Here is a 15180-nt window from a genome sequence, read left to right on the forward strand (position 1 = left end):
GCACCAGGCGCTCAACATGCGACCGCCAATGCCCGAGACTCTACAAAGAAGTGGCCCAGTCCGTGGGGGCTAGACACGAGATCAACATGCTGTAGCCCCCGTAGCTGCTAGAACGAACAAAATCACCAGACCAGCGAGAAGCCATCGGAACCTTGCTCGTTCTTTTACTATCTCTGGAGCGATGAAAGTTGAAACGTTTGGAGTGTTGTAGATTTCGTTGTGCATGAGCAGACTTCAGTTGGCAGATTAGGGCGAGCATCCTTCTTTTGCATGATGAATGAGGCGAGAAGTTGCCGAGAAGTTGCCGTAACTTGGGTATTTCGGTTGTGCGATGGAGGCCGCTCGAGACTCAGATCAAAGCAATCAATAATACCTGCCATCCCGCGCCAGACAAATGACGTGAAAAGCAACACTCGACATCTACCTAAAATAGAACTGCGCTCAACGTACCAACTCTTCCTATTGCCCCCTTGGTTCACTCACCTGAGCCTTGGGGTGCCTTTTGAGTTCGGGTGGCCTGGGTTTGTTTTCCGCTACTTCCAATTGAGATCAACACAACTGGAGGTTCGCCGGTCAATTCCTAGACAGACTGCATGACATTCGACTAGCCTTAGGCCAGTCATAACGAAATCGATTGCAGCAGAGATCAAAGGCAACCCGGTCGTATGAAGAGCCTCAAGTTCATCCCCCTAGCGGCTTGCCTCCTGTTCCCGACACCATCTTCAGCCTCCTCTCTTCCTGATTGCCCAAGCTCCACGGAGGTGGTTTGGAACAACTGTTACGGGAAGCACACTTACTCTGACGGGGGAGAGTATGTTGGGGAGTGGAAAAATGACGAACCACATGGCTTTGGAGTTCTAACTGAGACCAATGGCTGGAGATACGTTGGCGAATGGGGGGAGGTCAGGCCAACGGTCTGGGTACCCTCACTTTGGCCAACGGTGACAAGTACAAAGGTCAGTTTAAAGATGATCAAAAGGACGGCCTAGGTGTCGCCAGATTTGCAGATGGTCTGACCTTCGTTGGCGAGTACAGTAAAGACCAGCAAAATGGCCGAGGTTACTTGGTTTGGCCCCACGGAGCGGCTGACTTCTGCCAATACACGGATGGCAAACTTTCCGACTGTGTAGGCAAATCTGTTGACGATGTCGCCCCAGCACTTATGGAAGCGTACCTCTCTCTCTCAGCTCAATCACGAGAAAGAATTCAAGACAAACTTTATGTTGCTGGTTACATTCTGACCGACAATTCTAGCGTTTGGAGAAGAGACACATTCGTAGGGCTAATCTCCTATGCTGCACTTGAGCTGGGAACAATTGACGTACAGGGCAAAGTAGCTGCTCGCTATGTGATTGAGGCTTTACTGCAGGACATCCCTCAGCAAGACAGTCCAAGTCCCTCCGCAAGAGCTTCATGCTTCAATGATCCCTCAACCTGCTCTGTGAAGCAGCTTTGCTACATGGCTACGAGCACAATTGATGGCAGAAAGGTTTGGAGAACTTCGGAGAATGGCCCTTTAGAGTATGTGGAAGAAGCCAAGAGGCGAGGGTTAGCTTGCGATGTGGAGGTTCAAGTTGCAGAGCCGCAAGTATCTCAAGACGATGAGACATACAGAGTGGCCTCCGGAACTGGTTTCTACGTCTCTAACCAAGGCCATATCATCACAAACAGTCATGTGATTGAGGGTTGTGAAGAGATCAAAGTTCACTCCAGAGGAAGGGTATTGAACACCATTATCATCGCCAGTGACCAACTGAACGACCTTGCCTTGCTCAAAACTGATGAGACCCCTGCCGCTTACTTCTCGCTCAGCAGAGAGAACCCTTACGCATTGCAGGATGTAATCGTAGCTGGCTTTCCGTTTGGTGACAGGCTCAGCTCTTCCCTGAAGTTCACGCAGGGCATTGTGAGTTCTGTGTCTGGGGTCGGTAATAATTACTCGCAAATCCAAATCGATGCTGCCCTTCAACCGGGGAACAGCGGTGGCCCTATCTTGGACGGTTTCGGGAACGTGATTGCTGTTGCTGTAGCAAAGCTCGACTTGAAGAAAATCTTGGAAGACTACGGCGTGATCCCCGAGAATACCAACTTCGGGGTCAAGTCTTCAGCTGTCCGCAACTTGATGGAAGGCAACCGCATTACACCGGAAAGCCCGAGCAAGAAAACACTCTCGAAGTTCGAGCTGAGCGATCTGGCAACTGATGGCACTGTGTATCTGACTTGCTGGATGACAACCGCTCAAATCGAGCAACTGAAGACCCGTAAAGTGATGTTCGAACAGTTTGAATAAGTGCCTGATTAGGCCCCTTAATGAGTCGCCTGGCGGGTGATCCTTATTGGAGGCGAGACCCCCCCCTAAATCGGCCTCTGAGAGCCTCTGAGGTCCATTCTGGCGGCCTTACCCAACCCTACGCTTGCGGCGTGCCATTAGGCCCAAGCCACCAAGCGCTGCTAAAAGCATGGGGAACGCCGCAGGGAGTGGGACCACAGTTGTTTCGAATAGTTCAACTTCAACGAAGCCGCCATCAAAGGAATTTAAGAAGTCCAAATTGATTGATACGGAGTCTGGCGTGAAGGAAAACCTGTCTGAGCTCAAACCAGTAACATTCGACGTGTAGGAGAGTCCTGCAATCCCTGTTCCAAAATCTAGGCTTCCAAATGTAAGGGGCCCTAGCCCAAACATGTTACCGATTCCTGTTGTCATGTCTAAGCGAATGTCGGAGGCACCTATGTCAACAATAATGTCTGTATTCCCGGTTATTCCAACTATGAATTCGTCACCTGATCCAACAACTGCCGTGTTGTTTACGCATATCCAAGTAGATGTGCCACTGGTTGAGCAATTGACGGTGTCCCCAAGAAGAGATGCGCTGGATGCAGCAGATACTGAACAGGTCAGCAACCCGATAGTAGCAACAATTGTTCTTAAGGGTTTCATGTCGATCTTCGGTTTCATCTTAACATGAGCAGAGCACATAGACGCAAATCGAGTCAACGAGCCCAAACGTATATCTCTTACTCTTTCTGGTGCTCTTATACTTCTTGTTTCAATGAAAATGCTTTTGACAGCATCCGGGCCCTCGTTGCTCTATCTCTTGGGCTTCAACGGACATCTTGAAATACGATATTTGGTAAGAATTCGTATCGGCCCAATCAATCAACACATTGATTTAAAACAAAAATACAGAAGGTGTAATTTGTCTGTATGGGAGCCCAGTACTCGGAAGTTACACCTACACCTTGCCAGTCCAGCCAAACCGACCTTCCAGCTTCTTGATCAGCTCTTTAACCTTTTCATCTCCTTCTTTAGACCAATCGTAGTCTTTGGCCTCAGACCGCTTGGCGTTCTTCACATCATCCGCTTTCGTAGGATACCCTTCAACAGTTAACCAATCGGCTAGCTCTTTGTAGGTACAGTCTTTGATGCCATCTTTGTTGTTGGCGAAGTCCTTCAGGAACTGTCTTTTGCACTGATCAACAAGGGGACCCTTGCCTGAGATAGCTCCGGACGATCTGAGCGAGGCTGTATGTATGAAGCGTTCCCAATCTTTCCAGTTGTCCTCGGTTTCTAGGCACTTGGTCTTTCTCCACTCATCAAACCTCTTCCGCGTCTCCCTAAATGTGTCGATGTCTTTGTGTGGTTTTGACTGTAAGGATACGTGATCGTAGTTCTTCTCGTTGATGACCTGACCAACCATGACAGTGGTGGGAGAGTGAAGCTCTCTTTTCCAGTCAAACTCCAGGTTTGTCTTCTTCCATCTTTCCTCCATCAACAGATCAGAGTCCTTCAGGTGCATGTCTCGCATCGAGGTAAGCTGGCGGGTGAGAACCTCTGTGTCCGGTGTCCGCCTGAGAAACAGTTCCAACATCCAGTTGTTTTCAGCTTCGTCTTTGTCGTCAGCCCTGGGAACCGAAACTCCTGCCTTTGCTGTCAGCGTAGGAAGGACATCGTCAAGGATGCCTACGGTGAGTTGCCCTCTTGTCTTCATGCAAATGACTTGCGGGACAACATGCTTGACCTCAATGATCTTCCTATCGCCTGTAAGACGCTCTGCTTGATCTCTAAAGAAAGTGCACAGGGGTCCACTCAGGTCTACCTCCTTCTTCTCGGCATCCGTAATGAAGCCATCTGTCGTTGCGCTGATAACCGTCTTGTCATCTGGAACACGGGTCAGAAGTTCTCCCAGCGTCGCCCTGACAATGGAGGTAATGTATGCCGCGAGAAACGGTTGCGTGATCTTGGAAGGGGGTAATGGCTTGGTTTCATCGCTCCTACTGTCAAAGACTCTCTTCTTTTGAAGACCTTGAGCCACCTTCCCGTAGAGACTGTTCCCGATTTCCTTCCAAGCGCGCTCGAATATCGACCCTTTCGTGTTCTTCGTTCGCTCGTCACGGACCATCTTACTGAAGAGTTCAAATGGCCTTGTGTTATCCTTCCAAGGCACAATGACGCCAGCTTTGATCTCAACATTAGCACCAATTGATTTCGCCAGTTCGATTTCTGGAGAACCGCAGCAGGATTCACCCTTCAGAGGGAAGATCAATCCATTGTCAGACCGCACAGGAAGACACGGGAACTGACAGTCTTCAGGAAACTCAAACCTTACCCTTGCCAGTCCTAACCGATCCTTGGTGAATTCTTTAACATCCTTAGTGTGATACAGGCTTTCCCAGTCGGGGGTCCTAATAGCAGCCATAGCTGTGGAGTACGCACCTGAGATATCAATGTCCGTCCAGAAGGCGTCTTTGGAGGGACCGAACGTGTAAGCTTCATTTCGACCACCGTGGTAACACTCGGTAGCAAGCGCTTGGTTTTCATGAACTTCAGAGATTGGAACCTTACGCTTCTTCGTTAGATAGGCCCCTTTAAGGAACTTCGTCTCTATGACTTCTTCTTGCCCAAGCACATCATCACTCGATATTCCATTGTGATCCCAAAGACTGAACAGAAGCTTTGTCGCAATAGACCCCAAGGTAAGAGGTACCTTGAAACCCAGCCCTTGCTCCTTAGAGAACTCCGCTAGTTTCCAAGCGTACTCAGCAGCAATCTCAGCATCTCTGATCGCATACTCCTTAAAAAGAGTAGGATCGTCTTTAAGAAGCTTATCCATTGCCACCTTATAGGATGGCTTAATCTCTATCTTCTTTAGGCCAACCAAATCACCGAGTGCTGCTAAGGAAGAACCTCCGGGTGAGATCGTCATCGTATCGCGACAATGAACAGTCACCTCATGTTTATTTCTGCTTTTATCGTAGATTGACCGCTTCAATGGACCTCCAACAGAAGCGTAGGTACCGCGAAGCGAGTCTAATTTTCTGGATAATTTCTTGTAATCCTTGAAGCTTGCAAAATCTGCTCTGCTGAAGTGAGCACACGCATAAACTTCTTTCGGCCAGCCGCCTGTAATAACACCCTTTTTCATTGCCTCGATAATGGCTTCAGCGATCAGTTCATTGAAGGTAAACTTGTCCTCATCTTTCTCGGACTTCGTATATACGATCCCTGTACAAAGGCCTTTATCCGACTTGACGGCGTACTGATAACTCAGGATTGCGTTACGCTTCCCACGCCTTACATACTCGCTATCAAACCCAATAATAATCATAGGCGTATTCCTGCACTACTATGACAAAGTACAAATTTCATTGTGCAAATTCCTAATTCATTACCAAAACTATTGCATCGATCACTTCATTATTTCGCCTGAGAACAACACCTGACCTACCACACATTGCTTCCCAGTATTTTCTTGGGGTGCTGAACTCCCACAACTCATCCCCCTCCTTCAGCTTAGATTTCAACTTAACCCACTCTGGGTTATCCAAATTGATGAGAGGTTTAGGTTTAGCGGGACGGAACCATACGCTCAAATATGGAGGTAGACAGCACTCCTGTATCTGTGATCTCAAGTCTGGAGGTGGAACATTTTCAGCCTCTTCTACTGTCAATTTTCTTGTCAGCCAATCGTGCAAGATCAAGTATTCCGACACCAATAGAAACTCCGATAATGTGGCTGGAGAGATGGGCATGACAATGAGGTGTTTCAACCGTTTGTGGTATATTTCTTTTTATTTACTCACAGCACCAAGCTAATTTGCCCTGACATTTGCGTCTTCATTTGCTTCCAAAAATGACCAAGCAAAGCGTCTACAAATCTAGAGGCACCTCAGTTAGAATGCTGGCTAGGTACCCCACTCTTACTCTCAACCCACTGGAAGTTTCACATGATGAACAGGCTTTTGATAACTCTTGGCGTAATAAGCCTGCTAGGAACACTTTTCTCTTCCCAAGCTCATGCCGCCGAAATCCAAGCCTATCCAGGAGAAAATGGTTACCAGGTTATCATGATCACTGGTCCGATAATGAAGGGGGATGGGGATGCATTCTACGCGATAGCGAGAGAAACTCCAAAGGCGTTTGTCCTGCTCACTTCACCGGGGGGGCTAGTTGAGGAGGGAATCTGGATTGCTGCAGAAATTGCCGCTCGAGGTTATCATACGTGGGTGTTGCCAGGCGCTGGCTGCCATTCGATTTGCGCCGTAATGTGGGTCTCTGGAGCTAGACGCTACATGGACAAGGATTCTAACATCAGTGTGCATGCAGCGTACGAAATGGCCATTATGGCTGATGGAAGCGCCAAATATTCAGTGTCCGGGTCGGCAAATGCTAAAATCGGCGCGTTCTTGAATGAGCTAGAATTGTCTTTCAAAGCAATTGAATACTTCACTCGCGCAGCGCCGGGAGAGCCCCTCAAACCCATAACTCCTGATATTGCACTGTGGTTGGATATTGATGCGCATATTGTAGACGGGGAAGAGATTGCTCGTCCAAAAGACAGGCCCACTCCACGCAAGATCACTGATCGGGTGGTCCAGTATTCTGGCATGGCAGCGTACTGCACTGATGTCTTTGGTGTTTCCGAAGAGTTTTTTCGTTCCCAAGCGCGCGCAGTCTTGTCAGCTGGGCATGAAGTCTACGGAGGAGAAGTGTTTGCCGGACTACTAGGAGAGTACAGTGACGCGGCAAAGGATGAGATTGCTGATATTGGATTTGCCCGCTGGTGTCTCGATGTGGAGAAGAGACTCCGATCGCAGTCTATGGATACGGGCATAAATGGTCCCAGCTTCAACTGCGCTAAGGCCGAAACCCCAACTGAGTTTGCCATCTGTCGGTCTGAGGACATGTGGGCACTTGATCGCGCGATGAACTGGATATTCTTTATTTATCGAAGGAATACAAAATCAAGCGTTTCACGCGAGTTCCTTAGACAACAAAGGGATTGGTTGAGTCGTCGAGATGAATGTTCAGACAATTCCGATTGCTTGATCCGAAAATATCAAAGCAGGCTGATCGAATTTGGTTTCTAAACCTACCAGACATGGAGCCGCGGTTGTCTCACTGGACCTTGCCCCAGGGACATATGAGAAAAGTGCCTCAAACGTATACAACTTTTCAATTAAGCCTGATCTAGGTTCAATCGGAGAAGACAATGACAAAGCCAGAGATCGCCCAGAAGGCCCCCTACCCAACTGAAGTCGAAGCCGGAAAGAACTACTTTTGGTGTGCCTGTGGGAAGAGCAAGAACCAACCATTCTGTGATGGGAGCCACAAGGGGACAGACTTTTCGCCGGTTAAGTACACTGCAGACAAGGATGGGAAGGTCTTCTTCTGTGGGTGCAAGGCTTCGGGTAAGTCACCGTTGTGCGATGGAAGCCACTCGAAGATATGACCAAATCTTAATCAAGCACTCGCCGTATTCCTACGCCATCCGACAGACGTGAAAAGAAACACTCGACGTCTACCCAGAATAGAACTACGCACATCGTACCAACTCTTCCCTATTGTGCCCCCTTGGTTCATTCTCCCGAGCCTTGGGAGTTACTTTTGGGGCGGGCCTACATGATAGCCACCAGTAGCATCGGCCTAGCCACAATAATCGCGAACAGTAGCGCAGTGATTAGCAGCAGCTTAACTCGTTCCGGCCTGTACTGCTCCGAAGACAAGAACTCGCCGAACGCAATCAGGGAGTGCAGAACCCAGTGGAAAAAGCCTTTTCCCGTCGGGTCGAGCCGCTCCATTGAAACTCGTGTCAGTCGCCAGAGAGTTCTAAACGTGAAACCGCACCAGATTACAAAAACTACGGTCATTATGGCCAGCCAAGTAAGGTTCAAAACAGTCACGATCCGACCTCCTGATTTGGCTAAAGAACACGCATGGACCAATCCGTTACTCGCTAGTGAGCCGTGCCTTCATTCTTTGGCGACATTAACATAATCCGGGCCTTCGTGTAGATCGTTATCCGAACAGGTTCCTATATATACCCTATAGCACTTTGTTCGGTTAAGGCTTCTTCGCTCATTCCTCTGGCCCCGACCTCTCGCATCCTGTGAATGGGCCAAAACTCCACCTTCAGATCGTGGACGCTTCCTGCACCTCGCTCAACGTGTCCATGTGCATAGGAAGCTTGATCAGTGCGCAAGATGGCGGCAACATCAAACTGTTAGTGTTCTAGATGACGAATGCTAATTAGGAAATTCCTGCTAGGGGGGAACATGCATGCCTGACCTAAGAAAAGCCGCGGACAAAAAGCCCGGCAGAAACAAGCTCAAGGAACTGGAAGGAGACAAAGCTTATTGGAAAGCATATGACGCTTACGTGCAATCTATTTTAAGCGAGCCACTCTCTCGGCTGTATGATCTCGAGAATAAACTCGCACCTCATTTGAAAGTAGCGCGCAGCTTTTATACTGAGAACGAAAAACGCATGAAGGATAAGTCATACTCGAAGGAGGACCTCGATTGGCTAAAGAAGCACCGGAAGTTTGCTTACGACCTCGGTGTCCTACTGCGCGATGTTGAAAAGGCACTAAAGAGCAAAAAATTCTAGATTGCCAAGAGTGAGATGCGTTGTTGATGGAGTAGTTTTATTAGGGACGCAAGAAACCCGGAAATATCCCGTAACCTTGAAATATCCGTTTGGGGTGCGCAGGCAGGTTCAGAAAAACCTAAATTCTACTACTATGACCGTGTATCAGTTCTTTTTTTCCCATATTTAGCTAGCCATCGCGTCGATAAGTTCTACAGACTTCTTTTCCACTTCCGCGATCTGAGCCTTTAATGAAACAAGCTGCTTTTCAAGAACTGAGATCATGGAAAGGTGCGTCTTGATGGCACTGTTCATTTCTGCCTTGTAGCCTTCTGCAAGTTTTACTAGCTCCCTAACCTTCTTTTCAGCATCTTCGCTGATTGAACTCCACGACCAACCGCCTCCACTAACTCCTCTCGTGAACACCCACATGTAGTGTGCATAAGATGTGGCATCATCATAGAAGCGTAGAGCTTTTCCAAGACCCGTATCGGCGTCGGTTCCCTTTGCACCAAAATCCACTGCGAGAGATTGAAGCCCATCAGCCTTGTCCTGCAGAACTCCAAGCCCAATAAGATGGCTTTTGGTTACCTGGTCACCCTCTGAGATCATCTTGCTTTTCAAGAGGCGACTTCTCGATTTCTCAATTTGCTTTAACGTTTGCTTTTCGATCTTCTTCTCAAGCTTCGATCCACCCTTAACAACCACTTTCTTTAGACCTTCTTTGGCAAGGGTATTGTGCATTGTCGCAAAGCTCTGAATTAAGTCAGCATGGTCACGCGCGTCCTCAGCCTTTTTCATATATTTCTTAATCTCTGCGACCTTCTTTAGGACCACATCATCAATACGTTTTATGTAATACTGAATGTAGCCATTTCGCTTTTTTAAATCAGAGATACGCGCTTTGGCATCTTCGCGGGCCTCCAAGAGGCTGTTTCGGTGGAGGTTCATATTCAGCAAGACAACTTCAAGTTCTTTTAGAACCCATTTCGGCATCGGCAAAAAGAGGACATCACCCGGCTTCAACTTCGGAGGCAGTTTTTGCTTCCCCTTCTTGGCGGACTTGGCCTCTGCCTCCCAAGCTTTTCGTAGTTTGGTATTCCTCTTATCTTTCCATATAATATCAATATTTTCATATTTGTACTGTCGGGCGATACTCTCAAGTGTTTCGCCCTTCTTAACTTTATGAAGTCGCTTTTTTGCTGCCATTGCCGCCTCGACCAAAGTACGGATTAAGATTGCCTACTCATCAAGGGTACTAAAGGGACGCACCTGTACACAACGTCAAAGACAGGCCCTCTGCAGCCATTCCCTGACCTGCTCCACCGCGTACCCCCTTCCGTAGCTCACTCCCACACCCCCAACAGTCCTCCATCCACCGATCTGGTCAATTAGGTCATTGGGACATTCCAGGGCTCTGAGACGATCTCTCATGGTATGCCTGAGGCAATGGGCAGTCATTCCCTCGAAGTCCCTCTTCAACCACTTGTTGAGGGCATTAGACGCGTGTGTGGCCTTGCAGGTGCCACCCTTGATGTATCGGGGGAACAACCACTCTCTTTCTGACCTTTGTATTACCTGCTCTATGGCCAGCTTGGCGTATCCCACCAGAGGGAGTGTCCGTGTCGAATTTGGTGTCTTTAGTCTTCTGGCTGAGTTTGGACGAATGTGGATCAGGTCCTCCTGAAGGTCGATGTCTTCCAGTTTCAGGCCAACAATCTCTGCCAATCGACACCCAGTTTCTCCCAACAGAGGCATCAGGAGCTTCACCGTACTGCCTGAGGACAATGCCTTGTCGTATCCCTGCTTCAGTTGATCATTGGTGAAGGTACCACGCTTGAGGCTGTCCTCTCCTTCTCCCTGTATCAGAAGACGTGTGAAGGGATTGCGCTTGTCGATGTCTAGCTCAGAGTAGGCATAGTTCAGGATAGCTGACAGGCTGTTGATCCTACGGCGGATGGTAGCTGTCTTGTTGCCCCTCTTGAGCAGATGACACACGAATAGCTTGGCGTCCTCACGAGTGTATCCTGCAACGTCCCTATTACCTGCCAGGGAGATAAAGGTAGCCAAAGCTGATCTTGGTGGTGTTTCGTCGATCCTCCTCAAAGACAGATACTCCTCTGACATTTCAGACAGAAGAACGGACCGTGGCTTGAAGCTTTCCACCACAGCAGCGACGTCAACAGGTTTCACACAGGACGGGTTCACCCAAGATGCCTCTAGCACATTACTTAGACGTTCTGCATAGGCAGCTGCTTCATCTGGGTCTTGAGAGAGTGCTTGTCGTATGAACTGGCCGTATGCTTCAACGGCATGTTTGGGTACACGGCGGTTGTAGTAAAACGTGCCTGAACGGAAAATTGTGTACGGAATGTGTGCCACAGAAGTAGACCTTCAGTTGGTTAACTTGAAGGAACTTCAGGGACTTATCTAAGGATGTATGGTGCCGCTGAAGGGACTCGAACCCCCGACCCCATCATTACGAATGACGTGCTCTACCAGCTGAGCTACAGCGGCGCTCCGCGAGCGCTTTAGCAAAGGGCGAAGGCCAGCGAAAGCCCTATTTATCGGCCCCCTGCCCCTCTTTTTCACCCACATCGCCATCGCCGACGATCTCGGCATCCTCGATGTCGCTGCGCGTGGCGATCTGGCCTTCCACCTCCGCGCCCGACTTGTCCTCAACCGCCCCAACGATCAGCGGCAGCATCTGAACACCGCCCGGCATCGCAACCTCCGACATCGGCGGCGTCTTCCATGTCAGCGTGTCGAAACTCTTGCAGTTGATGCAGATCGGACGCCATTCCGCGTGGATGTGCTGGCAATTGTCGCAAATCCACTGCGGCCCGCGCGGCACTGTCAGCGCCCGCGCCAGCCAGCCTTTCACAACCGTGTCCGACGCCCCCTCGCCCCGCTCAATCGCCGCCATCAGCGTCACCGACCGCGCCGTCGGATCGGTTTCCACCAGATCGCCCAGAGCGCGGCGGGCGGCGGGGAAGTCCTCGTCCGCAATATGCAGCTCGGCCTTCAGCATCTTGGTTTCGGGATGGTCCGGTTGCGACTTGGTCAGCGCCACGAACCGCTTGATCCGCGCGGAGGGCTTTTCGTCCGGCGCGATCTCGGCAAAGGCCGCGGCGAGGTCCGGGTGCGGATGCACGCTCCAGGCCTTGGTCAGAACGCGCGCCGCGTATTTCGGCTTGTTCTTCTCGATGTACCCACGTGCCGCCATCACCGCCGCCGGAATGAGGTCCGGTGACAGGCGGTTCGCCTCGATCGCCGCCTCGCGGGCGTCGATATCACTGCCCTCGTGGAACACGTCCCGCGCCTCCGACAGCGCCAGAACCGCATCGCGCCGCTTGTGCACATCGCGCGGCAAATGCCCGTTCTTCAGCTTGGCGCTCAGCGTCTTGCGCGCGCCCTTCCAGTCCTCTTTCTCGGCCTGAAGCTGCAACAGCAGATCGCCGGTTTCCTCGTGCTTGGGCTTCAGGGCAAAGGCCTTCTCGGCCAGTTTCAGCGCAGTGTCGGTGTCGCCTTCGGCCAGCTTCTGCTTCATGATCCCGCGCACACCCACGAACCGCGTGGATTCGTTCTCGACCAGCTTGCGATACGTCTCCTCGGCCTTGCGCCGGTCGCCCGCCATTTCGGCGGCCTGCGCGGTCAGCAAATTCGTCAGCTCCGGCTTGTTGAGATACTTGTCCGCCTTCTGCGCCTTGGCCAGCGCTAGCCGGCCCTCGCCGCTGGCTAGCGCCATCAGCCCTTCGGAGAGCGCGTTGAACCCCTTGCGCTCGCGGTTACGGTCGAAATAGCGCGACAGCGCGGTCTCGTCGCCGTTGAGGAAATGCCAGGTTGCCACGAGCAGGGACATGATCTTGAGCAGCAGCCAGACGGCAATCACCAGGACCACGACCGCGATGACGGACTGCAAGGGACCAAAGCTGTACTCGGTTCCCATCACCGTCACCTGAACGCCGCCCTGGCTTTCCAGCAGGTATCCCGCCCCCCAGGCCAGCGCCGCGATGGCGGCGACGAACACGATAATCTTGATCAGTGACCAGAGCATAAGTTCAACTTCCTCAGTTTGCCGTCAGGCGTTGGGACAGGTCCTGCACGGCAGCTTCGGCATCTGCACGGGCGCGCGCGTCTGCGAGCCAGCTTTCCATGGCCGCCTGCGCCTCGGCGGGCAGCGTTTCTATCTCGGCTAGGGCGTCGGCGATACGACCGTCGCGCACCGCGGCCTCGGCCCGGGACAGCACAGCATCTGGGTCCGATCCCTCGCGGGGCTGAACCGACCGCGCGCCCAGCTGACGGCGCAAGAAGGTACCAATCCCGTCGGTCTCGCCATCTGCCCCGGCGGCGCGTGCGGCGGCAAGCGCGGCACGGGCGTTGTCCGGGAATTCCGTCTGCAGCCGCAGCAGCGTCGGCACGCCGTCGTTTGCCGGGGCGGCGAGGGCGTCGGGCACTTGTCCGACGCCGTTGGCGCTCAGGTCATCCAGCGCGGGGGCGTATCCGCTTCCGGTATTCAAGGCAGCGGTGATGTTGGTGAGCGCACTTTGAAGCGCGGCCTGTCGCGCGGCATTTGCCGTCGCTTCCTCAACACTCTGGGCGTTGGCGATCAGTCGTTCGATCTCGGCCCGCTGGGCCTCGATCGAGGATTGCAGGGCAGCAAGTTCCGCACTGTAGTCCTGTGCCGGTCCCGTGGATGCATCACCCGGGACAGAGGGACGCGCCTCCAACTCGGTCAAGCGCATTTCAATACCAGAGACGCTTTCGGACAAGGCGGCGAGGTTAGCGTCGATCCCGCTAAGGTTGGGCATTTCAACCGTCTGGGGCGCGGCAGGTTCGGCACTTTCAAGAGCTGCGATGCGATCCCCTTGCGCTGCAATCATCTCGCTGATTTCAGCCGTCTCGACCCGGGTGTTGAAAACGTTCATCTCTGACGCGGCAAACCCGACCGCGCCAGCAAGGATACCGCCAAGAAACAGCGGCCAGAACACGCTTCTTTGCGGCTGACGACGCGTCGCGGCAGGTGGAGCGGAACGCGGGCTGGTGTCAGCCGATGCCGTGGCACCTGGTGCCGAAGTCTTTGCGGCGTCCGCGCCCTTGGGCGTTTCGGGCTTGGCGGATGTCGGTTGATGCTTACCGGTCTCTTCTGGCTTCGCGTCCGTGGCATCAGCCTTTTTGGGCGCTGCCGTCTTGGCCACATCAGCAGCCTTTGCCGGCGCCTTGTCGCCCCCCTCACTCACCGCTGGCATGTTAGCCTTCTCTGGCACAGCCGCGGGCTTTTCGACCTTGGCAGAGGTCTTCGGCGGACTTGCCTTTGCGGTTTCGGATGTAGCGCTTGACGTGTTGCTGGTCGCCGTGGTCTTGGCCTTCGCCACCTCGGACGCCGACGATGTCTCAGTCGACTTTTCAGTGCCGGGGAGCGCGGTATCGCCCGCAGCCTTCGATGATTGTGGCGTGGTCTTGCCGCCAGAGGCCGGTTTCTTTTCTTTCGCCACTCCGATGTCCTTTCTGATTCTGATCGCCGGACCAGATGAACCCGCTAACCTTACCCGGCAACGCGCACCGCCTTCAAGCTAAGCTATCCTCACGCAAAAGCATTTCAACCGCATCACGCATTCCGTCGCCAGTGGGCGAGCACGCGATATGCAGGCATTCGACGTCAAGCGCGCGCAACGGCTCCGCCACCGCCTCGCTCATGGCGACAAGGCGCAATCGCGCTGCGCCTTGGACCTCTTGCGCGAACTGACCGGCGGTGCGCGGAGAAAAGAGCGGGGCTACCACAGGACCCGACCCTGCAAGCAACGCCCTCGCCTCGTCCGAGAGGGGTCGGAGCACCTGGTCGTAGATCGCAAGCGCATCCGTTTTCAGCCCTGCCTCAGACAGTCTCTCGGCCACCTGTCCCCGGCGATGGGTGCCGCCCAGATGCAGGAGCGGCGTATCGACAGGGTCCTTCAGAAGTGACGCAACGAGTTGATCGGCATCCACCGCAATCCGCTCAACCCGCCAGCCGCGTTCTTTGGCCAGTTCCGCCGTCTTCGCACCGACGCAACAGGCGGGTCTGCCCGCTCCGTTTTCAGTAATCTCGACTGTGGTCGAAGAGGTGAAAATCACCCCGGCATAGGCCGAAAGACCGATATGCACGTCCAGTTCGCAAATGTCGATCAGCGGGGAGATCACCACACGGACGCCCTGCATAACCTCTGTATCAAGGCGCGCGACGAAGGCCTCGGCACCTTTTCTCGGGCGGGTCAGCAGGAGGGCGGGCTTTTCCATGAACGCTCTCGGCATTGTTTGGCACGGGTCTCGGTGTTACC

At 52.5% G+C, this 15180-nt stretch carries 13 protein-coding genes and 1 tRNA gene; 6 read left to right on the forward strand and 8 right to left on the reverse strand.

Going from position 1 to position 15180, the window contains the following annotated elements:
* The first annotated feature begins 665 nt into the window (after positions 1–665).
* A complete protein-coding gene (locus AB2B41_RS12755) occupies positions 666–989 on the forward strand; it encodes a hypothetical protein (RefSeq protein ID WP_367878184.1) in 324 nt (107 codons plus the stop codon).
* Entirely contained in the window at positions 932–2290 is a 1359-nt protein-coding gene (locus AB2B41_RS12760; protein ID WP_367878185.1) for a S1C family serine protease, read from the forward strand. Before AB2B41_RS12755 ends, AB2B41_RS12760 begins: the two co-directional genes overlap by 58 nt.
* Before the next feature lie 108 nt (positions 2291–2398).
* On the opposite strand, the gene AB2B41_RS12765 is transcribed toward AB2B41_RS12760, so the two are convergent.
* Positions 2399–2956, reverse strand: a complete 558-nt coding sequence (locus AB2B41_RS12765; protein WP_367878186.1) for a VPLPA-CTERM sorting domain-containing protein — start codon at positions 2954–2956, stop codon at positions 2399–2401.
* A 277-nt stretch (positions 2957–3233) separates the two neighbouring features.
* Positions 3234–5606 (reverse strand): DNA polymerase, encoded by a 2373-nt coding sequence (locus tag AB2B41_RS12770; protein ID WP_367878187.1) that lies wholly within the window; start codon positions 5604–5606, stop codon positions 3234–3236.
* A gap of 619 nt (positions 5607–6225) precedes the next feature.
* Between AB2B41_RS12770 and AB2B41_RS12775 the strand changes: the two genes are divergently transcribed.
* The 3 genes from AB2B41_RS12775 (at position 6226) to AB2B41_RS12785 (ending at position 8887) form a co-directional block, all read left to right on the forward strand.
* A complete protein-coding gene (locus AB2B41_RS12775; protein WP_367878188.1) occupies positions 6226–7368 on the forward strand; it encodes a hypothetical protein in 1143 nt (380 codons plus the stop codon).
* Between the two features lie 122 nt (positions 7369–7490).
* Positions 7491–7730, forward strand: coding sequence for a CDGSH iron-sulfur domain-containing protein (locus tag AB2B41_RS12780; RefSeq protein ID WP_367878189.1), 240 nt, complete (start codon positions 7491–7493; stop codon positions 7728–7730).
* Between the two features lie 827 nt (positions 7731–8557).
* On the forward strand, positions 8558–8887 hold the full coding sequence (locus tag AB2B41_RS12785; protein ID WP_367878190.1) for a hypothetical protein: 330 nt from the start codon (positions 8558–8560) through the stop codon (positions 8885–8887).
* A 165-nt stretch (positions 8888–9052) separates the two neighbouring features.
* Here the strand turns inward: AB2B41_RS12785 and AB2B41_RS12790 are convergent, their stop codons facing one another.
* The 5 genes from AB2B41_RS12790 to AB2B41_RS12810 form a co-directional block, all read right to left on the reverse strand.
* Positions 9053–10075, reverse strand: a complete 1023-nt coding sequence (locus AB2B41_RS12790; protein WP_367878191.1) for a LysM peptidoglycan-binding domain-containing protein — start codon at positions 10073–10075, stop codon at positions 9053–9055.
* Between the two features lie 75 nt (positions 10076–10150).
* Positions 10151–11248 (reverse strand): tyrosine-type recombinase/integrase, encoded by a 1098-nt coding sequence (locus tag AB2B41_RS12795; RefSeq protein WP_367878192.1) that lies wholly within the window; start codon positions 11246–11248, stop codon positions 10151–10153.
* A 59-nt stretch (positions 11249–11307) separates the two neighbouring features.
* Positions 11308–11383: transfer RNA gene (locus AB2B41_RS12800), tRNA-Thr, on the reverse strand.
* 43 nt (positions 11384–11426) lie between these two features.
* The gene (locus AB2B41_RS12805) at positions 11427–12923 is read right to left on the reverse strand and encodes a heme biosynthesis protein HemY (RefSeq protein ID WP_367878193.1); all 1497 of its coding nucleotides are present in this window, start codon (positions 12921–12923) and stop codon (positions 11427–11429) included.
* Positions 12924–12936: 13 nt separating this feature from the next.
* Positions 12937–14115: a COG4223 family protein gene (locus tag AB2B41_RS12810; RefSeq protein WP_367878194.1), complete on the reverse strand. Its 1179-nt coding sequence runs from the start codon at positions 14113–14115 to the stop codon at positions 12937–12939.
* Between AB2B41_RS12810 and AB2B41_RS12815 the strand changes: the two genes are divergently transcribed.
* Positions 14114–14443 (forward strand): hypothetical protein, encoded by a 330-nt coding sequence (locus tag AB2B41_RS12815; protein WP_367878195.1) that lies wholly within the window; start codon positions 14114–14116, stop codon positions 14441–14443. The two genes, AB2B41_RS12810 and AB2B41_RS12815, sit on opposite strands and share 2 nt — an antisense overlap.
* On the opposite strand, the gene AB2B41_RS12820 is transcribed toward AB2B41_RS12815, so the two are convergent.
* Entirely contained in the window at positions 14435–15154 is a 720-nt protein-coding gene (locus tag AB2B41_RS12820; protein WP_367878196.1) for a uroporphyrinogen-III synthase, read from the reverse strand. The two genes, AB2B41_RS12815 and AB2B41_RS12820, sit on opposite strands and share 9 nt — an antisense overlap.
* Between the last annotated feature and the right edge of the window lie 26 nt (positions 15155–15180).

Source organism: Sulfitobacter sediminis (assembly GCF_040811725.1).
Lineage (GTDB): Bacteria > Pseudomonadota > Alphaproteobacteria > Rhodobacterales > Rhodobacteraceae > Sulfitobacter > Sulfitobacter sediminis.